General features: G+C 37.6%; 20 protein-coding genes. 8 read left to right on the top strand and 12 right to left on the bottom strand.

Annotated elements, in window-relative coordinates; all coding sequences use genetic code 11:
• Positions 1–34 precede the first annotated feature (34 nt).
• The gene (locus tag OZX61_RS04245; RefSeq protein WP_277095419.1) at positions 35–565 is read right to left on the bottom strand and encodes an adenine phosphoribosyltransferase; all 531 of its coding nucleotides are present in this window, start codon (positions 563–565) and stop codon (positions 35–37) included.
• Positions 566–838: 273 nt separating this feature from the next.
• On the opposite strand from OZX61_RS04245, the gene rubA reads away from it, so the two are divergent.
• The 4 genes from rubA to oxyR are packed head-to-tail and all read left to right on the top strand — an operon-like array spanning position 839 to position 4113.
• The gene (gene rubA / locus OZX61_RS04240) at positions 839–1006 is read left to right on the top strand and encodes a rubredoxin RubA (RefSeq protein ID WP_195771766.1); all 168 of its coding nucleotides are present in this window, start codon (positions 839–841) and stop codon (positions 1004–1006) included.
• Positions 1007–1066: 60 nt separating this feature from the next.
• The gene (locus OZX61_RS04235) at positions 1067–2245 is read left to right on the top strand and encodes an FAD-dependent oxidoreductase (RefSeq protein ID WP_277095418.1); all 1179 of its coding nucleotides are present in this window, start codon (positions 1067–1069) and stop codon (positions 2243–2245) included.
• Positions 2246–2260: 15 nt separating this feature from the next.
• Positions 2261–3190 (top strand): alpha/beta hydrolase, encoded by a 930-nt coding sequence (locus OZX61_RS04230; protein WP_277095417.1) that lies wholly within the window; start codon positions 2261–2263, stop codon positions 3188–3190.
• A gap of 17 nt (positions 3191–3207) precedes the next feature.
• A complete protein-coding gene (gene oxyR, locus OZX61_RS04225) occupies positions 3208–4113 on the top strand; it encodes a LysR family transcriptional regulator OxyR (RefSeq protein ID WP_195771769.1) in 906 nt (301 codons plus the stop codon).
• 52 nt (positions 4114–4165) lie between these two features.
• Here oxyR and gyrA read toward each other — a convergent pair whose 3' ends face one another.
• The 4 genes from gyrA to OZX61_RS04205 all read right to left on the bottom strand — a co-directional run bounded on the left by gyrA (position 4166) and on the right by OZX61_RS04205 (position 9808).
• Positions 4166–6868: a DNA gyrase subunit A gene (gene gyrA / locus OZX61_RS04220; RefSeq protein WP_195771770.1), complete on the bottom strand. Its 2703-nt coding sequence runs from the start codon at positions 6866–6868 to the stop codon at positions 4166–4168.
• A 280-nt stretch (positions 6869–7148) separates the two neighbouring features.
• Complete coding sequence (locus OZX61_RS04215; protein ID WP_277095416.1) at positions 7149–8081, bottom strand: FAD-binding protein; 933 nt, start codon at positions 8079–8081, stop codon at positions 7149–7151.
• A 15-nt stretch (positions 8082–8096) separates the two neighbouring features.
• Positions 8097–8846, bottom strand: a complete 750-nt coding sequence (locus OZX61_RS04210) for an electron transfer flavoprotein subunit beta/FixA family protein (protein ID WP_277095415.1) — start codon at positions 8844–8846, stop codon at positions 8097–8099.
• A 353-nt stretch (positions 8847–9199) separates the two neighbouring features.
• Positions 9200–9808, bottom strand: coding sequence for a LysE family translocator (locus OZX61_RS04205; protein ID WP_277095414.1), 609 nt, complete (start codon positions 9806–9808; stop codon positions 9200–9202).
• A gap of 111 nt (positions 9809–9919) precedes the next feature.
• Between OZX61_RS04205 and OZX61_RS04200 the strand changes: the two genes are divergently transcribed.
• Together OZX61_RS04200 and OZX61_RS04195 are read left to right on the top strand one after the other, a co-directional pair.
• A complete protein-coding gene (locus OZX61_RS04200; protein ID WP_195771774.1) occupies positions 9920–10405 on the top strand; it encodes an Lrp/AsnC family transcriptional regulator in 486 nt (161 codons plus the stop codon).
• Positions 10406–10424: 19 nt separating this feature from the next.
• Positions 10425–11018, top strand: a complete 594-nt coding sequence (locus tag OZX61_RS04195) for a GNAT family protein (protein WP_277095413.1) — start codon at positions 10425–10427, stop codon at positions 11016–11018.
• Between the two features lie 8 nt (positions 11019–11026).
• On the opposite strand, the gene OZX61_RS04190 is transcribed toward OZX61_RS04195, so the two are convergent.
• The 5 genes from OZX61_RS04190 to OZX61_RS04170 all read right to left on the bottom strand — a co-directional run bounded on the left by OZX61_RS04190 (position 11027) and on the right by OZX61_RS04170 (position 15839).
• Positions 11027–11953 carry a tyrosine recombinase XerC gene (locus OZX61_RS04190; protein WP_195771776.1) on the bottom strand — a complete coding sequence of 309 codons (927 nt, stop codon included), beginning with the start codon at positions 11951–11953 and terminating at the stop codon, positions 11027–11029.
• Between the two features lie 59 nt (positions 11954–12012).
• Positions 12013–12858, bottom strand: coding sequence for a diaminopimelate epimerase (gene dapF, locus OZX61_RS04185; RefSeq protein ID WP_195771777.1), 846 nt, complete (start codon positions 12856–12858; stop codon positions 12013–12015).
• A gap of 3 nt (positions 12859–12861) precedes the next feature.
• The gene (lysA, locus tag OZX61_RS04180; RefSeq protein ID WP_277095412.1) at positions 12862–14112 is read right to left on the bottom strand and encodes a diaminopimelate decarboxylase; all 1251 of its coding nucleotides are present in this window, start codon (positions 14110–14112) and stop codon (positions 12862–12864) included.
• Between the two features lie 18 nt (positions 14113–14130).
• Entirely contained in the window at positions 14131–14337 is a 207-nt protein-coding gene (locus OZX61_RS04175; protein WP_195771779.1) for a hypothetical protein, read from the bottom strand.
• Between the two features lie 101 nt (positions 14338–14438).
• A complete protein-coding gene (locus tag OZX61_RS04170; RefSeq protein ID WP_195771780.1) occupies positions 14439–15839 on the bottom strand; it encodes an amino acid permease in 1401 nt (466 codons plus the stop codon).
• A gap of 243 nt (positions 15840–16082) precedes the next feature.
• Between OZX61_RS04170 and radA the strand changes: the two genes are divergently transcribed.
• Together radA and OZX61_RS04160 are read left to right on the top strand one after the other, a co-directional pair.
• Complete coding sequence (gene radA, locus OZX61_RS04165; protein ID WP_195771781.1) at positions 16083–17465, top strand: DNA repair protein RadA; 1383 nt, start codon at positions 16083–16085, stop codon at positions 17463–17465.
• 211 nt (positions 17466–17676) lie between these two features.
• Positions 17677–18711 (top strand): Tim44-like domain-containing protein, encoded by a 1035-nt coding sequence (locus OZX61_RS04160; RefSeq protein ID WP_196337805.1) that lies wholly within the window; start codon positions 17677–17679, stop codon positions 18709–18711.
• 46 nt (positions 18712–18757) lie between these two features.
• Here the strand turns inward: OZX61_RS04160 and OZX61_RS04155 are convergent, their stop codons facing one another.
• Together OZX61_RS04155 and OZX61_RS04150 are read right to left on the bottom strand one after the other, a co-directional pair.
• Positions 18758–19156, bottom strand: coding sequence for a hypothetical protein (locus tag OZX61_RS04155; RefSeq protein WP_277095411.1), 399 nt, complete (start codon positions 19154–19156; stop codon positions 18758–18760).
• Between the two features lie 274 nt (positions 19157–19430).
• Positions 19431–20642 carry a trypsin-like peptidase domain-containing protein gene (locus OZX61_RS04150; protein WP_277095410.1) on the bottom strand — a complete coding sequence of 404 codons (1212 nt, stop codon included), beginning with the start codon at positions 20640–20642 and terminating at the stop codon, positions 19431–19433.
• Between the last annotated feature and the right edge of the window lie 57 nt (positions 20643–20699).

The following is a 20699-nucleotide window of genomic DNA, read 5'->3' as shown; positions in this document are numbered from 1 at the left end:
TGCCGACTCATTGTTCGGCATGTTTATAATATATCTAACCTTTTGTACTTTCTTGTAAAACTGACCAAATATTCATATCTAACGGCGCATCGAGTAACTCTAAATCTAACAATACAGATGTTCCAAGCACATCCAGATGACTCTTTTCAGCCAATTTTTGTGTCGCTCTTAAAGTTCCACCAGTTGCTAATACATCATCTACTAAAATTACTTTCTGAGGTTGAATGCTCGCAGATAATTCTAATTTGTCTGTACCATACTCTAAACTATATTCAACACCCACTACTGGTGGTGGAAGCTTTCCAGCCTTACGCACTAAAATTAAACCTTTATTTAAACGCTGTGCTAAAAAACTGGCTAATACAAATCCTCTCGCTTCGACTGCCATAAAACTATCCACATCCTTTAAGTATTGATCAGGTATGCTTTCAATTAATGCATCAGTCAAAGCATTAATTTGATCTAAAAATAAAGGGGTAAGGTCATAAAAACAAATTCCTTCTCGTGGAAAATCTGGAACAGTTCGTATATGTGACCAAAGCATTTCTGTAAGTTTCATAACCATTCATAAAGCGACTTAATTTATGCAATTTTATGTCTCCTCTTTATAAAAAACTATCTATTCGTGGTTATTTTCATATATTTTCTTCAATTCTTTTTTTAAATGACTGTTTAAACTACAGATGCTAAAAAATAAAACATCAATTTGAATATTTTCACTAAAGCCAGCAAAAATCTCCTGCTTCTTTTATAATACATCACGTTATAATTGTTAAACTGTACGACAATTTGCTGACAGGCACTTGTTTAACTCCCCCATCAGCACTTGGAGAAATTCATGAAAAAATATCAATGCATCGTCTGTGGCTTTATTTATGACGAAGCAGAAGGATGGCCAGAGGATGGTATTGCAGCAGGCACAAAATGGGATGATATCCCAGATGATTGGACTTGTCCTGACTGTGGTGTGACTAAAGTCGATTTTGAAATGATTGAAGTTGAATAATTTTTTCTAGACCATGTACTTACATGGTCTTTTCTTTTGGTCTTACACTGAGATTAACCTATGGAACATCCTATTATCATTATCGGCTCAGGTATGGCCGGATATACTTTAGCAAGAGAAATACGAAAACAAAATAAAGAACAAGCATTAATAATGATCTGTGCTGATGATGCACAAAATTATGCCAAACCCACACTATCTAATGCATATGCCACTAAAAAACAACCGAATACCATCGCACTTGCAGATGCAACAAAAATGGCAACACAATTAAATATATTAATAAATAGCCACGCTATTGTGGTAAACATTGACTCTAAAAATAAAATAATTAGCTATATGCAAAATGGGCAAAAAACAGATTTGAAATACTACAAACTGGTCTTAGCACTCGGTGCAACCCCTATAGTTCCTGAACCACTAAAAGATCATCCTTCAGTTTTTAGTGTTAATAACTTACATGATTACGTCACCTTTAGATCGTTCATAGAAACGAAACCTGAAAAAAGAATTGTTATTGTTGGTGGTGGCCTAATAGGCTGTGAGTTTGCACACGATCTAAAAGCTTCAAGTTATGACATTACAGTTCTCGAAAAGAGCGCCTACCCACTTTCAGGTTTATTGCCTCAGCATATCGCTAAATTATTTCAAGACAAATTATCTCTATTAGGTATATCGTTTTTATGTGATACGACCGTGAAAGCGATAAATGATCACCATATTACAACACAGTCAAATCAGCAGATTCCTTACGATAGTATTTTATGTGCAATTGGTTTAAAACCTAATACCGAACTTGCACAAGCCAGTGGTATTAAGGTAAATAAAGGTATTATAGCGAATACTCTATTAGAAACGAATCAGCCAGATATTTATGCACTGGGCGATTGTGTTGAGGTGAATGAGTTAATTCTTCCGTACGTCATGCCTTTAATGCAACAGGCAAAATCTTTAGCAAAAACACTCTTGGGTGAACCTACGCATCTACATTATCCTGCCATGCCAGTTGCCATTAAAACTCCAACAGCACCACTTACTGTACTTCTCCCTCCTCAAAATATAACAGTGACATGGCATGATGAAATTTTAGAAGATGGACTTATTGCAAGCGCAATAGATTCAGAAAATACCTTGCGTGGTTTTATTTTGTTTGGTGCAACTGCCGCAAAGCAACGCATGTCTTTAACAAAACTTATACCAGACTTGATTGCACCTCAACTTACGATAAAAACATCATAAAACGAGATGAAAACTATGCCATCATTTCAACCCTCGCCCTATAGTCGTTTTATGCAAGAAGCAGTTATTGAAACACCAAATGGGCTTTCATTACATGTCGAAGTGGGTGGTAATCCAGACCATCCCTGTATATTACTTATTATGGGTTTAGGCGGACAAATGATTCATTGGCCTGATCAGTTTTGCGAAACACTTATTCAACAAGGATTTTATGTCATTCGATTTGACAATAGAGATATCGGCCTTTCGTCAAAAACTGAAGTTACGCACATACAAAAAAACCTTTTGAAGATGATGATCCGCTTTAAAATTGGCCTTAAAAATACACCTGTGACATATACACTTGAAGATATGGCAGATGATGCATTTATTATTCTTAAACAACTCCATATAAAAACTTGTTATGTCATTGGTGCATCTATGGGAGGTATGATTGCTCAAATTTTAGCTGCAAAACACCCTTCACTTGTTGCACGTGTTGGCTTATTATTTACAAGCAATAACGCACGTTTTCTTCCTAATCCTGGAATTAAGCAATTACAAATGTTCTTTACTAGAGCAAAATCAGCAAAAGAAGAAGATGTCGTACAACATAACATCAAGATTGCAAAAAATATTGGCTCTCCGAGCTATATAAACGTTACAGATATACGTAAAATATCTAAAATTGCTTATCAGCGTTCTTATGCGCCTTTCGGTGTATTACAACAACTTTTAGCAATATTATGTACTGGCTCCTTACTGAAATGGGATAAGAAAATTACACAACCCACGCTCGTTATCCATGGCGCATGTGATAAGCTACTTCCGCCAAAGCATGGAAAAGCTGTTGCAAAAGCAATAAACGGCGCAAAGTTTGAATTAATTTCAGGAATGGGGCATGATATTCCTACTGAGCTTATCCCACAGTTAAGTAAACTATTTGTACACCACTTTAAATCTTAAAAAAATATTAGGACATTATGGCTGCATTACCTTCTTTAAGACAGCTTTCTTACTTAGTCACCCTGTCTGAAACATTACATTTTACCGAAGCTGCGCGCAGATCTTTTGTTACACAGTCTACACTGTCTGGTGGCATTATGGAGCTAGAGCGCCTTCTTGGTGGTGTCTTAGTTGAGCGAGATCGACAAAATGTTCGTTTAACCCCGCTTGGAGAACAAGTCGTTGGACGAGCACGCGTTTTACTTGCAGATGCACAAGATTTAATGCGCCTCAGTCGTGAAATGAGTGAACCTCTTACTGGAGATTTACATCTCGGAATTATTCCAACCATTGCTCCTTTTATTCTGACTAAACTATTAGATGAAGTTCATCAGCATCTTCCAAAAATTCAGTTACATCTACACGAAGCACAGAGTGAGAAAATCGTTGAGAAGCTAGAGCATGGTAATCTAGATATGATTATTCTGGCTTTACCATTCGATACACGTGGCTTAAAAGTTGCTGAAATTTTTCAAGAAGATCTTATTTTGGTTTATAACAAACAAGATAAAGCATGTGCACAAGCAAACTCACTGGATGACCTTGAAATGTCACGCTTAATGTTACTTGAAGAAGGACATTGCTTACGTGACCACGTACTTAGTGTTTGCCCTATTGGCGACCGTAAGTCAGATCATCGTCTAAAAGCCAGTTCGTTACCAACGCTGATTGAAATGGTTTCTTCAAATCTTGGGTATACACTCCTTCCAGAAATTTCATTAAACCGAAATATCTTACAATATCATCCAGATTTACAAGTTAAACGTATCGAGAATGCACCAAATAGAACGATTTCTCTTGTTACACGTAAAAGTACACCATTGCATAACGAGTTTGATGTCCTCGCACGTATCTTGCAAAAGATTACACGTGAACATGACTAAATAAGAACATAAAAAAAGGAAGCTAAGCTTCCTTTTTTTATAATAGATTATCTTACTCTTCAGACTTAGTTTCAGTGATCGCTTCTACACTTTCAACAACTTCAGCTTGCTCATCCGTCAGCTCTTCTTCATCTTCTGCTACTGCTTCAATAGAGACAACACCAACTAGAACTTCTTCATGTAAGCGAATAAGACGAACACCCTGTGCATTTCTTCCCGTTGTTGCAACCTCAGAAGCACGTGTACGTACCAAAGTACCTCCATTTGAGATAAGTAACATTTCTTTACTTTCATCAATGGAAACTGCACCAATCAGCTCACCATTTCGCTCACTGGTTTTGATTGCAATAATTCCCTTACCGCCACGTTTCTTCGTTGGGAAGTCATCTACAGGTGTACGTTTACCATAACCATGTGCACATGCACAAAGGACTTCACCATTTTCTGGTACAACCACAAGCGAAACAATTCGGCTAATAAGGTTCAAATCACCAGCATCATCTGCATTTTCATCATTTGAATCATCAATATCTGAATCTGCATCATCCGCATCAGCTGTACTAGCAAGTGTTACACGCATGCCTCGTACACCGCGTGCTGTACGTCCCATGGCACGTACATCAGTTTCTGCAAAGCGGATTGCTTTCCCTTCATTAGAGAACAACATAATCTGTTGCTGACCATCGGTAATTGCAACACCTATAAGCGTATCTTCTTCATTTAGCTCAATTGCACGCAAACCATTTGAACGTACATTACTAAATTGTGAAAGATCGACACGTTTTACCGTACCTGAGGCAGTTGCCATAAATACGTAATGATCTTCTGGGAAATCCTTAACAGGTAGAATCGCAGTAATGGTTTCATTTGGCTCAAGCGGCAATAAATTTACCATTGGGCGACCTTTTGCTCCGCGAGAAGCTTGCGGTACTTCAAATGCCTTTAAGCGATAGACTTTACCAACATTTGTAAAGCATAACACTGTTGAGTGATTTGATGTGACAATAAGATGCTGAATAATATCATCATCTTTCATTGATGTTGCAGATTTACCACGACCACCACGGCGCTGTGCCTGATAGTCTGAAAGTGGTTGTGTTTTTGCATAGCCTGTTTGAGAAACAGTCAGTACAATTTGTTCTTCAGGAATTAAATCTTCACGAGAGAAGTCAATGCGTGACTCTACAATATCTGTACGACGCGCATCTCCATATTGCTGAAGAACTTGTGCAAGCTCCTCACGAATAACTGCCATCAGCAAGTTAAAGTCATTTAAAATTGCGGTTAACTCAGCAATTTGTGACAATATTTCGCTATATTCCGCATGAAGTTTATCTTGCTCTAGGCCAGTTAAACGATGTAGACGTAATTCTAAAATTGCGCTCACTTGTGCAGGTGACAAACGATATTTATCTTCAGCTAAACCAAATGGACGGCTAAGATCTTCGCCTTCGATCACTTCTGGACGTACAGAAATTGAACCTGCTTTCTCCAGTAGGGCAACAACACTACCAGCTGCCCATTCATTTGCTAATAAACGTTCACGTGCTTGAGCAGGGTTTTCAGACGAACGAATCGTTTCGATAACTGCATCAATATTTGCAAGTGCAACAGTTAAGCCTTCTAAAATATGACCGCGCTCACGTGCTTTACGCAATTCAAACATCGTACGACGTGTAACCACTTCCTGACGATGACGAATGAACGCTGCGATAATATCTTTTAAGTTCATTAACTTAGGCTGACCATTATCTAGACAAACCATGTTAATGCTAAAGGAGTTCTCAAGCTGAGTATTTAAAAATAGATTATTAACAACAACTTCTGCATTTTCACCACGTTTTAAGTCAATGGCAATACGCATGCCTTCTTTATCTGACTCGTCACGAAGTTCTGAAATTCCCTCTATTTTCTTTTCTTTTACAAGTTCAGCAATACGCTCAATCACTCTTGCTTTATTAACTTGATATGGAATTTCAGTAAAGACAATTGTTGTACGCCCTTTACTGTCTTCTTCGAAGTGGTATTTGCCACGAATATGTAAACGACCTTTACCTGTGCGGTAAGCATCTACAATACCCGACTTACCATAAATAATACCACCTGTTGGGAAGTCGGGGCCTGTTACATGCTCCATTAATCCTTCTACAGAGATATTTGGATTATCTGCATAAGCAAGACAAGCATGAATGACTTCTGTCATATTATGAGGTGCCATATTGGTTGCCATACCAACAGCAATACCTGCAGCTCCATTAATTAATAGGTTTGGAATACGTGTCGGTAAAACCTGTGGTATACGCTCCGAACCATCATAGTTATCTTCCCAGTCGACCGTATCCTTTTCTAAATCGGCCAATAATTCATGTGCAAGGCGCGTCATACGTACTTCTGTATAACGCATCGCAGCAGCACTGTCACCGTCTATAGAACCAAAGTTTCCCTGACCATCAACCAGTTGATAGCGTAAACTAAAGTCTTGCGCCATACGTACGATAGTTTCATAAACAGCCGAATCACCATGTGGGTGATATTTACCAATAACATCACCTACCACACGTGCAGATTTTTTATAGGCTTTGTTATAGTCATTGCCCAACTCGTGCATAGCAAAAAGCACACGACGATGAACGGGTTTAAGGCCATCTCTCACATCTGGCAATGCACGAGAAACAATCACACTCATGGCATAATCTAAATACGAGTGCTTGAGTTCATCCTCAATGGCAATCGGTCTTATTTCCGATACGCTCATGCATACTCCTTGTTTTTTTGATTAGTCATGCTAATCATAAATCTTCAAAAATCAGATAGAATTGAGTTCAAAAGCTCAAACTAAAATTAAAAAATATAACGCTTAATTTTAACATATTTGCCATTTTATTTGTGTGATGAAAGTTAAAGTTCATCTATTTTTTTGGCGAGAAAATGTAATATTTTTTACAAAAAAAATTGATCATTTTCTTAGGCTTATATTTTATTCAAGGTAAAAATAAAAAATGCCTCATAATGAGGCATTTTTACGCATTCGAGGTCTAAATTTTTGAAACGAGCTCTGGAATAACCTCGTTTAAATCGCCTACTAACCAGTAGTCAGCGACAGCATTTATTGGTGCCTCTTCATCTTTGTTAATTGCAACAATGACTTTAGAATCTTTCATACCAGCCAAATGCTGAATTGCACCTGAAATACCAACAGCAATATAAAGCTCAGGAGCAACGATTTTACCTGTCTGGCCCACTTGCATATCGTTTGGTACAAAGCCTGCATCTACTGCTGCACGAGAAGCACCCTGCGCTGCACCTAGCTTATCCGCTAGAGGGTCAAGTACTGCATGATAGTTTTCTGCAGAACCAACACCACGACCACCTGAAACCACAACACGTGCTGCTGCAAGCTCTGGACGCTCAGATTGAATAATCTCTTCAGCAATAAATTTAGATAAACCTGCATCTTCTACATCTGTAATGGTTTCAACAGATGCATTTCCTGCATCTGATGCAACTGCTTCAAATGCTGTTGTACGTACAGTACCTAAAATAACAGTTTCTTCAGATTGCACTGTAGCAATAGCATTACCCGCATAGATTGGACGCTTGAATGTATTTGCAGATTCAACAGCAATAATATCTGTAACCATGCTTACATCTAGAAGTGCCGCTACACGCGGTAAAATATTTTTACCTGTTGTTGTAGAAGCAGCCAAAACATGTGAATAATTTTTTGCAATTTTAGCAATCAATGCTGCTACGTTTTCAGCAAGTTGATGAGCATATACAGCTTGATCAGCAAGAATAACTTTTGTTACACCTGCAACCTTTGCAGCTTGTTCTGCTACCGCACTTACGCCTTGACCTGCAACTAAAACAGTAATATCACTACCAATTTTCTGTGCCGCTGCAACAACATTTAAAGTCGCACCACCAAGTGCTTTGTTGTCATGATCAGCGATTACCAAAATACTCATGTTCTATCCCTTGTATTAGATCACTTTCGCTTCGTTTTTAAGCTTTTCTACAAGCTCATCTACTGAAGATACTTGCACGCCAGCTTTACGCTCAGGTGGATTTTCAACTTTAATGGTTTTTAGTTTTGTACCCGTCGCCACACCATAGTCAGCAGGTGATTTTACATCTAACTGTTTCTTACGTGCTTTCATAATGTCAGGGAGCTTCACATAACGTGGTTCATTCAAACGCAAGTCTGATGTGATTACTGCTGGAAGTGAAAGTTCAATCGTCTGTAAACCACCATCGATTTCACGTGTAACTTGTGCTTTTCCATCTTCAATATGAATTTGAGATGCAAAAGTTGCCTGTCCTGAACCAATTAAGGCAGAAAGCATTTGACCGACTTGATTTGAATCATCATCAATCGCTTGCTTACCAAGTAATATCAATTCAGGTTTTTCTTCAGTTACGATGCCTTTCAATACTTTTGCGACTTCTAAAGCACCAATTTCATCATTTGTTTCAACTAAAATTGCACGGTCTGCACCAAGTGCCATAGATGAACGTAATTGTTCTTGAGCTTCTTTCGCTCCTACAGAAACAACTACAATTTCAGAAACAACCCCTTTTTCTTTAAGGCGTACTGCTTCTTCGACAGCAATCTCACAAAATGGATTAATTGACATTTTAACGTTAGTTAAATCAACACCACTGTTGTCCGACTTAATGCGAACTTTTACATTGGCATCTACGACACGTTTGACAGCAACAAGAGCCTTCATGTAATCCTCGGCTATGTTTAATGATATGGAGGGAAAAAGCAAAATGCTTTTTTAATTTATCTTTACGTGCCTATCTTGCATTGTGCGCTATCTTTTGGTCAAGTCACAATTCTTCTTCTTAGCGGGTTTTGGGTAAAAAAACATACATTTAATTGCATAAAAAATAATTATTTTCATGAATTAAATTGGATCATTCTATTTTTTCATATGAAAAACAAATGTTTAAATAACAAATACCAAGTGATCAGACAAATATTACATCAATTTTACTGATATAAAACATAAAAACAATTCAACGTACAAATATACCCCTTGAAGCTTGCATTCCTCGCCAAGGGGCATAACGTGCTAGATTAATGTGTAATAAGCCAAGTTGCTGCGAGCATAATCATTGTACCTGAGCCCACATCTACCCATTTTTGTTTATTTGCATCGAAATGTGTACGGCGCACGAATTTACCAACCAATAGACTTAAACCCGAATATACGACAAAGCATAAGCCAATAAAAATAAAAGACAAACTTAATCCCTGTACAATCGTGTTGCCCGTTTGATTCATAAATTGAGGTAAAATAGCAAAATAAATAAGCATTCCTTTGGGATTAAGTAATGCTGTAAAAAAACCTTTTTTGATCGGGCTTTTTACCACTTTTTTATTCAGCTTTAATGCCTCATTATTTGAAAAAGCTGTTCTAAACAGTTGAAAGGCTAAAAATAATAAATATGCAACACCAATATATCGAATTGCATCGAATAATAAGGGATAAGCAATAATAATTGCAGATACTCCGAGAGCCACTAATATGGAGTGAATAAGGTAGCCAAGACATACCCCAAGCGTAGCCATAACCCCTGCTTTAGCATCTTTTCCAACCACTTGAGATAAAATAAAAATCATATCTGGACCCGGTGTAAATACCAATGGAATTATTGTTAGCGTAAATAAAACTAGATCAGACATTTAGCCCCCCAAACCGTTACTACCGAATGGGCGTATTATCTAAATTTTTTTATAAAATAGGATTGCAAATATTCTATAATTATTCATATTTTTAGAATTATCTGTGAAAAAATGAAAGTTAAATCATCAAATATTTCAGTAAGCTTAGATAGAATCGATAAAAATATTATTCGGCATCTACAAGAGAATGGCAGAATTCAAAATAATGACCTTGCCAGACATGTTGGGCTTTCACCATCTTCTTGCTTACGACGCGTTAAAATTTTAGAAGAAGCCAACATTATTCAAAGCTATACCACTCTAGTAGATCCGCAAAAGGTCGGTTTACAGCTCATTCTGTTTTCACGCATATGGCTTATTGGACAAGATGCAGAAACCATCGATCTTTTTATCGAAGCAATGAAAGAACTCCCACAAGTCATGGAGTGCTATATTATTTTAGGTGAGTGTGATGCTATGCTAAAAGTTGTTGTACCCGATTTAGAAAGTTACCGTAAATTTCAATCTGGACATCTCACTAAGAAAAATGGCATTACAAGCGTCAAAACCGATTTACCAAGTCAAATTATTAAACAAAGTTACCAATTGCCCTTATAAATATATAAAAGGATAAATCATGAGTTTTGTATCCCCTGTTCAACTTTGTATGAATAATATCCGAATTGAACCTTTAGACTTTTCACATGAGACAGGATTAATTGAAGCATGTAAAGATGGGGAGCTTTGGAAACTTAGAATTACTTCTACACCTCACTTTACCCAAGTCAAAGAATATATCGAACTCGCACAAAAACAACGCCAAGAAGGTTCAAGATTTGCATTTGTGGTTATCGATGAAACATCTGGAAAAATTTTAGGAACCACCAGCTATCACGATATTTTAGCATCCGTAAAACGTGTTGAAATTGGCTATACTTGGTATGCACAATCTGTACAACGCACCCATGTTAATACAACATGTAAATTACTTTTAATGAAACATGCTTTTGAAACCTTACAATGCAATGTTGTGGGGTTACGTACAGATATTTTTAATTTCAAAAGTCAAAAAGCGATTGAACGACTCGGGGCTAAAAGAGACGGTATTATTCGAGGTGATGCATTAAGGAAAGATGGTACAGTTCGAGATACAGTAATGTATAGCATTACTGTTGGAGAATGGGCCAATGTACATGCACATCTCTTAGATTTATTATCAAAATATCAATAGTTTCTAAACTATTCTACTTTGACCTTTTGTGCACGTGGATGTGCCTGATCATATACAGAAGCCAATCGGTCAAAGTCTAAATGTGTATAAATTTGTGTCGTAGATAAATTACTATGACCAAGCATCTCTTGTACAGCGCGTAAATCTCCACTACCAGAGAGTAAATGGCTTGCAAAACAATGTCTCAATAAATGTGGATGGAGGTCAACATTTACACCTGCACGTTGTGCTTGAAATTTGACACGTTTTTCAATTTGTCTAGCACCTAGTGGCTCACCGCACCGTTGTGAAATAAATACAGCATCATCAGATTTAAATTCACGTTTCCATACACGATAAACTTGAAGCCATGTCAGAATCGCATTTTTTGCACTCTCTCCAAACGGTACAATTCGAGTTTTATTTCCTTTCCCTGTAATGCGAATGAGTTTTCTTTGAAAATCAATATCTTTAAAAGTTAATCCTTGAATTTCAGATAGACGAATGCCACTAGAATATAATAGTTCAAGTAAAGCTTTGTCTCTTATCCAAAGTTGCTGTTGAATATGATTTTTGGGCGCAGGTTGATCTAAAATCTGAATAATAGTTTCAGGGTCGACCAGTCCAGGTAATGGCCGCGCATGACGTTTAAGTTGAAAATCTTTAGTAACGTTTTGAGCGATCAGATGATTCTCACTTACCCATTTCATAAATTGCCGAATGGCACTGAGTTGACGTTGTAAGCTACTACGACTCAAACGCCCTTGTTCTACCTTAAAGGTCAAAAACTCACGTAAATCAGATGTTTCTATAGAGTGAAGATCTAATGCCTTATTTTCACAAAACTTAAGAAAGTCTGTGACATCTCGTGAATAGGCTTGAATAGTTTGCACGGATTGATTTTGATTTCTACGCGAAATCAACCAATTCTCTAACCAATCCCATACTGTATTCACATTGATGTCCCAGATTTAAGAAAAAGCACTCGCAGTTGGTGCTTTTTCAATAGATGAACTTAGCCTTGGAAATAACGTAGATCCAAACGTCCTTCATAAACGGTAGATGTCGGACCTGTCATCCATACCACACCACCCTCTTTCCAAGCAATGTGTAAACGACCACCCGCAAGCTCTATTTCAACTTCACTTGATAAAAGGCCACGGCGCATAGCACTTACTGCTGCTGCACATGCACCTGTACCACACGCGAGCGTTTCACCTACACCACGTTCAAATACACGTAGTCGAGCATGCTTCTCATCTAAAATTTGTAAAAAACCTGCATTCACACGTTGAGGAAAGCGAATATGCTTTTCAATCTGAGGACCAAGCAATGGAACATCTACATTTAAAACATCGGGTACAACAGTAATCGCATGCGGATTCCCCATATTAACCACGTCAATTTTTACAATTAATCCATCTGCAAGAGATAAATCATAAAGTTCCTCTTGTTCTTCAGCAGCAAAAGGAATTTCATGTGGCAAAAATTTAGGTAGGCCCATATTTACACGCACCCAACCATTCGGGCCTAGTTCGGGTTCAACAATACCAGACTGAGTTTGTACTCGAATTTTGGTTTTGCGTGTAAGTTGACGATCATGGACAAACCGTGCAAAACAACGCACGCCATTGCCACACTGTTCTACCTCTGAGCCATCCGCATTGTAAATACGATATTTAAAATCTACATTCGGTAAATCTGGTGGCTCAACAATAAGAAGTTGATCAAAACCTATGCCAAAGTGCCGATCTGCTAAACGCTGAATAGTGAGTGTATCTAATTCAGCCTTTTGACTAATCAGATCAACGACCATGAAGTCATTCCCAAGACCATGCATTTTTGTAAATTCAAGTAACACTTTTTATTCCTCAGGCAATAAACGTTCTCTTTCCCATAATGACTCAATGGTTTCACGCTCACGGATTAAATGTGCTTTATGACCTTCAACCATAACTTCAGCAGCACGACCACGCGTATTATAGTTTGAGCTCATCACGAATCCATAAGCACCTGCACCAAATATAGCAAGTGTATCGTTTTCTTTAAGAGATAATTTACGATCTTTTGCTAAAAAGTCACCAGTTTCACAAATTGCACCCACGATGTCCCATACTTTAGCTTTGGTTTTCTTCAGCTCAGTTACAGGCTGTACATCCATCCACGCTTGATACAATGACGGACGAATCAAATCATTCATAGCTGCATCGACAATTGCAAAATTACGATGACTGGTTGGTTTTAATAAATCAACTTTAGTTAAAAGCACACCCGCATTTGCGCTAATGCTTCGACCTGGTTCCATAAACACTTTAAGCCCGAGTTTTTCAAGCGCAGGTTGAAGTGCATTGGCAAACTGTTTCGCTGTAGGAGGTGTTTCGTCTTTATAGACAACCCCTAATCCACCACCAATATCAATATGTTGAAGCTCAATACCCATTTTTTTTAATTTTTCAATCATGACCATTAAACGTGCAAGCGCATCTTCAAATGGTTGAGTCTCGGTCAACTGTGAACCAATATGACAGTCAATTCCAATGATATCTAAATGTGGTAATTGATTAGCATACTCATAAGTCTCATATACAGCATCACTTTGAATACCAAACTTATTTTCTTTTAAACCTGTAGAAATATAAGGGTGAGTATTGGCATCGACATCTGGATTTACACGTAGTGAAATTGGTGCTTTCACATTAAGTTTAGCTGCCACTTTTTCTATACGATCAAGTTCGGCATGAGATTCCACATTAAAACATGCAATACCGACTTCCAAAGCCTTTTGAATATCTGCTTCAGATTTACCAAGTCCTGAAAAAACAACTTTTTTAGGATCACCACCCGCTGCAATCACACGTGCAAGCTCCCCTCCAGTTACAATATCAAAACCAGCACCAAGCTTGGATAATACATTTAAAACCGCGAGATTTGAGTTTGACTTTACTGCATAGCAAATTTGATGATCTATATAAGAAAACGCCTTGTCCAATTCATTATAATGTTTTTCAAAAGCAGCTTTTGAATATACATATAGTGGCGTACCAAACTCTTGTGCAACTTGCTCTAATGAGCAATGCTCTGCATGCAAAACCCCTTGAATGCGGTCAAATGTCATCATAAAATCCTTAAAAAATTAATCTTTCTGTGTTGTATTTGGCTCAGAAACAGACTGAGATGTTGCCGGATCTGTTTGTTCAGCACTTTGCTTATGATGCCAAAGTAAATATTTTGGTCTTTTGTCTAGATTCGGATCACTTGTAAGTTGCAATGCACCTGGTTGGCCACAACCGACCAAGCTTCCGACTAACATCAAGCCAATTACGCCCACTAAATTGCGCATAAACTTACCTTTTTTCATATTTTAAAGCAGTATACATTGATGCAAAACGCTTTTGTATCTTAGATTATGGCTTTCAAGCTTTTATATAGCTTAAAATATGCTCACTTTTTTCTTGGTTTTAAGAAAAAATATCCAACCACTAAAAGTACAAACCAAATTGGACTGACCTTTAAAGCTTGAAACGTATCTGGCTCAAGCGATAAGACATATAACATCATCACAAAAAATAAAATGACGATCCAGCAAGTTACTAAACCACCTGGCATCTTAAACTTAGACTGTGCATGAAGTGTTGGCCGTGTTTTATAATAGACCATATAACTCCAAATAATCATTAGCCAGACACAAATAAATAATATCGTTGACAATGTCGTTGCTAAGGTAAATGCTTTAATTGTATCGGGTACAAAGTACTGTAATGCAGCACCACCCAATAAACATAATGCGGAGAAATATAAGGCATTTGCAGGAACATGGCGTGAAGTTAAAATACCAAATAATTTCGGCCCTTGCCCTTCTCTTGATAAACCAAAAAGCATTCTACTGGTCGAAAAGACACCACTGTTCATAGATGACATTACAGATGAAAGCACAACTAAATTCATAATAATTGCAGCAGCCGCGATGCCTGCTTGACTAAACAAACTGACAAATGGACTCATATTTGGATTTACATGATTCCATGGCGTAACAGACATTACGACAGTCAAAGAAAGTACATAAAAGATTATTATACGTACAGGAATCGAATTTACCGCTTTAGGTAAGTTGCGTTCAGGATCTTGTGTTTCCGCAGCAGTTGTTCCAACCAATTCCACACCGACGAATGCAAAAATTGCGATTTGAAAGCCTGCGAGAAATCCATTTAGCCCTTGAGGAAACAAGCCACCATTTGCCCATAAATGTGTAAAAGAAGCAATATCTCCAGAGGTAGAGGTAAATCCTGTAAATACCATCCAAAGCCCTACCGCAATCAATACAACAATTGCAATAATTTTAACTAGGGCAAACCAAAATTCCATTTCACCAAATAGTTTTACAGTAACAAGGTTTAATCCCATAATAAAAAAGATAGATGCCACACAAATAAGTGCACTTTCCTGCGGGCTAAACGGCACACCATGATTAAAGAACTGCAAATAATTAATAATTGCTGAAAGATCGGCAATACCTATAGAGATCCAACATAACCAATACGTCCAACCAATAAAATAACCTGCCCAAGGGCCAATTAAATCTGTCGCAATATCAATAAATGACTTATATTCTAAATTTGATAGTAACAGTTCACCTAAAGCGCGCATGACAAAAAACACCATGACACCAATAATCATATAAATAAATAAGATAGAAGGTCCAGCTAAAGAAATAGTCTTACCAGAACCCATAAATAGACCTGTTCCAATAGCGCCACCAATAGCAATCAATTGTAAATGTCGATTGGATAAACTTTTTTGTAATTCTCCACCATGCTGAGAATCATGGATATTCTGATTAGACATGACTTACTAGCTTTTAAAAACGATTGAGCAAAGTTACCGTAAATTCGAATAAAAATAAAAATAAAATGTTATTTTTAGAAAAAATATTATAAAAAATGCCTATTTTAACTATAAATACGAAAAAATGAGTACTTTATTTCATCAAATTTCAACGTTTCTGAGGTATCTCGATCGGTGTTATAATCACTTGTTACTTTAATATTTATCTTTTCAAAGAACTTTAGGTGTGGGTAAATTTACTCTATGAGCAAAGCCAAAACGGTTTATCGTTGTGAACAATGTGGTACAGATCATTCCAAATGGGCAGGTCAATGCAGTGAATGTGGTGAATGGAACAGTTTACTTGAGGTTCGTCTAGACACAGCAACGCCACACCGTGCCCGCCCTAAAGTCAGTGGTGGTTACGCAGGTCAGGCATCAAGTGTGACTACCCTCAAAGATGTTTCTATTTCTCATGAATCACGTCTTCCAACTGGCATCAGCGAATTCGATAGAGTACTCGGAGGAGGTCTAGTCACTGGTTCAGTAGTACTTATTGGTGGTGACCCAGGTATTGGAAAATCTACAATTTTACTGCAAACAGCGACGCACATGGCAGACACAAAACGTGCTGCTTTATACGTTACAGGTGAAGAATCTTTATCTCAAGTTGCCTTACGCGCCCAAAGACTTGATCTACCTACCACTCACTTGAAAGTTATGGCAGAAACATGTGTTGAGCGTATTTGTGAGGTTTTAGCACAAGAAAGACCAGCAGTTGCAATACTAGATTCGATTCAAACGCTTTACACCGAAACTTTACAGTCTGCACCGGGTGGTGTATCACAAATACGAGAGTCTGCTGCTCTTTTAACACGATTTGCAAAACATAGTGGAACAGCACTATTTATTGTAGGTCATGTTACAAAAGAAGGTGCTCTGGCAGGTCCACGTGTCCTTGAGCACATGGTGGACTGTGTACTTTATTTTGAAGGACAGTCAGATTCTCGCTACCGGATGATACGTGCTGTAAAAAATAGATTTGGTGCAGTGAATGAACTTGGTGTCTTCGGCATGACAGATAAGGGACTTAAAGAAGTATCTAATCCTTCTGCGATTTTCCTCAGTCGTTATGATGAAGCAATTCCTGGTTCTATTGTAATGATTAGTCGCGAAGGTACACGCCCTCTTTTGGTAGAGGTACAAGCCTTAGTCGATGATGCACATGGACAGGCAAGACGAGTTTCTTTAGGACTTGATCAAAACAGATTGAATATGCTGCTGGCCGTTATGCATAGACACGGTGGTATTCAGACCACAGGGCAAGACGTGTATGTAAACATTGTAGGTGGTTTAAAAATTACAGAAACAGGTTCAGATTTAGCAGTACTTCTTGCATGTGCATCCAGTTTACGTGGCAAATCACTCCCACAGCAACTTGCTGTATTTGGTGAAGTTGGCTTATCTGGGGAAATTCGTCCCGTACCAAATGGACAAGAGCGACTGAAAGAGGCGATTAAACACGGCTTTGAATATATTATTTTGCCTAGAGCCAATGCACCTCAAAAGCCAATTCCTGGGGTTAAAGTCATTGCAGTTGCAAGACTTCACGAAGCATTATCAGAAGCACTTCAATTAGAAAATTAATTTTTTATTGCGTTTTTAGTACTTTTATTAAAAACGCCTCCCCACTTTCACTTATTTTTTAAATATATTATTTAGTTACAATAAGTACTTAGATCTTTGTCTATCGTATAGGTTTCATTTGTTATAATAAAATTTACACTTAGCTATTGAATTTTTTTCACTTTGCCTTCATAAATAGGTAACTCACTTTAATTTTTAATAGGAAAAATTAATGAAATTACGCCAACGTGGCTTAGTTGCAAGTATCTTAATGGCAACTTTGGTGGTTTCACCGTTGGTCGATGCAAAACGTGCAGGCAACGGCAAAAGCCAAGGTATGCAACGTTCAATCGCACCAAGTCAGTCTAGTCAACAGCAACAACGTGTTAGACCACAGCCTGCCCCAACTTACAACAATACAGCACCTCAACCTCAGCAAAAACAAGGTTCTGGTATTGGTAAAATGGTTGCTGCTGGTGCCGCTGGTGCTGCTGTTGGTGCATTAGCAACACATGCGCTTGCAGACAACAACCATAATAATGCGACAAATAACGCAAATACTGGTACTGCGACAGCAAATGAAGCAACTGCAACACAAAATACAGCACCTCAACAACAAGCTGAACAACCTGCAGAGAAAAAATCAGGTGGTTTACCGTGGTTGTGGATTATTTTGATCGCAGGTGCAGCGTTCTTCATTTTCCGTAAAATGAGTGCAAAAAAAAAGTCGGAGGGTAACAACAACCCTTATGCACCAAACAATGGTTCACCATCTTTTGGTTCAAACTCAACGACAACAAACACATCCAACAATGATACAAATATTTTTGGACAAAGCGTTGGTGGTGGTACAAACATGAATACGCAAGCACCTTTTACAAACAATGGTAATCAGTTACCAGATGGCACTGAACAGGCTGCTTTCTTACGTGTTGCACGTCAGCGTTTTAATCATATTCAGTCCATTAATAGCGCAAGTAACATTGAAGAAATTCGTCGTTATTTAACAAATGACTTATATAACTCAATGTATCAAGACATCATGGCTAACCAAGAGCAAGATGTTGCTGAGTTTGAAAATCTAACTGCAACCTTAGTCGATAGTACGACTGAAAATGGTCAGTACATCGCAAGTGTTCGCTTTACAGGTATGGTTTCAGAAGACTTAAACAGTACTGCAAAACCATTCTCTGAAGTTTGGCATTTTGTAAAACCTGTTAACTCTCAACAAGATTGGATTGTTGCAGGTATTCAAGTCGAAAACTAAAAACACATTAGAAAAAAGCCAGTCTCAGGACTGGCTTTTTTTATATTTAAGCAATGGTCTTATAAAATTGTAAGAAGCCATCTTCGTCTTGCTGAGTAAAATGATACTCTGCCTCTATACATTGTTGTTTACTTAGCTGAGTGTTTAGTGTCGTTTTCTTATATTTCATTACGTTATCTCCTCCTACGAGTTGAATATCGAAAATATAAGGAATATGTTCTTTCGCAAGTAACTTCTTAATACGTGCACAGTTTTTATGCCAGTTTGCGATATCACCATCACGTGTCGCTTTAAGCTTTAACAAGATTTTATATTCTTTATCTATACACTCAATTTCCTGTTCTCCATTTACATAAAATGCTTTTAAAGCTTCTGCACTTTTTGTAATGGTATACGGATGATTCAGTGTTGTTATTGTAAGTTGATATGTTTGTTGATTTGGCATAATTCTTCTCTTCCTAGGTTGGTTTGAAGTAGTTTTTAATACCACTTATGTCTATTGTTGTGATTGTTTCGCTGTTTTTTTATACTTTTTATCATATCTATTTTTCTGCTGAAAAAAAAGCCAGTCTCATATTTTTTTACAAAAAGGTAGACCAAAGTATTAAACCAACCTTAAAAGCTATGATTCTTCTTATTATTATCACAATAAACAAAAATTACTTACGCAATATAGCTAAAGCACGCCCTTTTTCCTATAAAAGGACGTGCTTCAAGACTTATCTAGAACTATTAGGTAACGGAATATACTGAGTATTACGACGCTGAGGCGAACGCTCTCCTACTGTTACATCAAGAACGAGAGATTGATTATCTCGAATAACATCTACTTTCACTGTACTGTTTGGCGACTGTAAAGCAACATAGTTAATCAGGTGGGATGCCGAATTCATTTCTGTATTATTCACCTTAATAATCCGATCTCCATTTCTTAACCCAGCATTTGCGGCAGGTCCGTTAGGAAGAATAGTTGCAATAACAACACCACTCGGTACAGTATTCACATCATCACTATATTTGGGTGGTAAAAGACTAAGCCCTAACCAACCACGAGTAACCTTTCCATCTTTTAAAATCGAATTAAACACATGCTGACAAATCTTCGCAGGTATTGCAAAACCTATTCCTAGTGAACCACCAGATTGAGAAAAAATAGCAGTATTTACACCAATTAGATTCCCCGCAACATCAATTAAAGCACCTCCTGAATTACCAGGATTAATTGCAGCATCTGTCTGAATAAAATCTTCATAGGTATTAATACCTAAATCAGAACGCCCAAGTGCTGAAATAATACCTTGAGTTACTGTTTGACCCACACCAAAAGGATTACCTATGGCTAAAACAACATCTCCAACTTGATTGCCACTCAATTTAAAAGGTAAAACTGGCAAATTATCTAAATCAATTTTAATAACAGCTAGGTCTGTATCTGGGTCAGTACCAATTACTTTCGCTACAGCCCTTCTACCATCATTTAAACCAACAATAATTTTTTCTGCCTGTGTAATGACATGATTATTCGTTAAAATATAACCATCGGATCGAACAATAACACCTGACCCTAAATTATTTTCATTGCGACTTTTTAATTCTGGAGATTGGCTCCCAAAAAACTCTCTCAGCGCATCTGAATTCGAAAGGTCTTTACCATTTCTTTTTATTTTTTGAGTTGTAAAAATATTAACTACTGCGGGTGCAGCTGCTTTTACTGCATCACTATAGGAGTCAAATGCACCTGCTTTTGCATTTACCAAAGGCTCAACTTTTTCGGCAGGCATTTTAACGCCATCAGAAGCAATCGGTGCTTGAGGAGCCACTTTTTTAGGTATAATTGTATGATCTGTTTGGTTAATCCTTTGCCACCCTAGAAAAGTGATAACTACTATAACTAGCAACCCCCAAGGTAACCATATCAATGCTTTACGCACGTTGCCATCCCTCTGTAAAATACTTTAATTCATTGATGTCAAAAAAAATTTATGCGT

The organism is Acinetobacter sp. ESL0695 (assembly GCF_029392135.1).
Taxonomy (GTDB): Bacteria; Pseudomonadota; Gammaproteobacteria; order Pseudomonadales; family Moraxellaceae; genus Acinetobacter; species Acinetobacter pollinis.
This window is presented reverse-complemented; position numbering and strand designations above follow the sequence as displayed.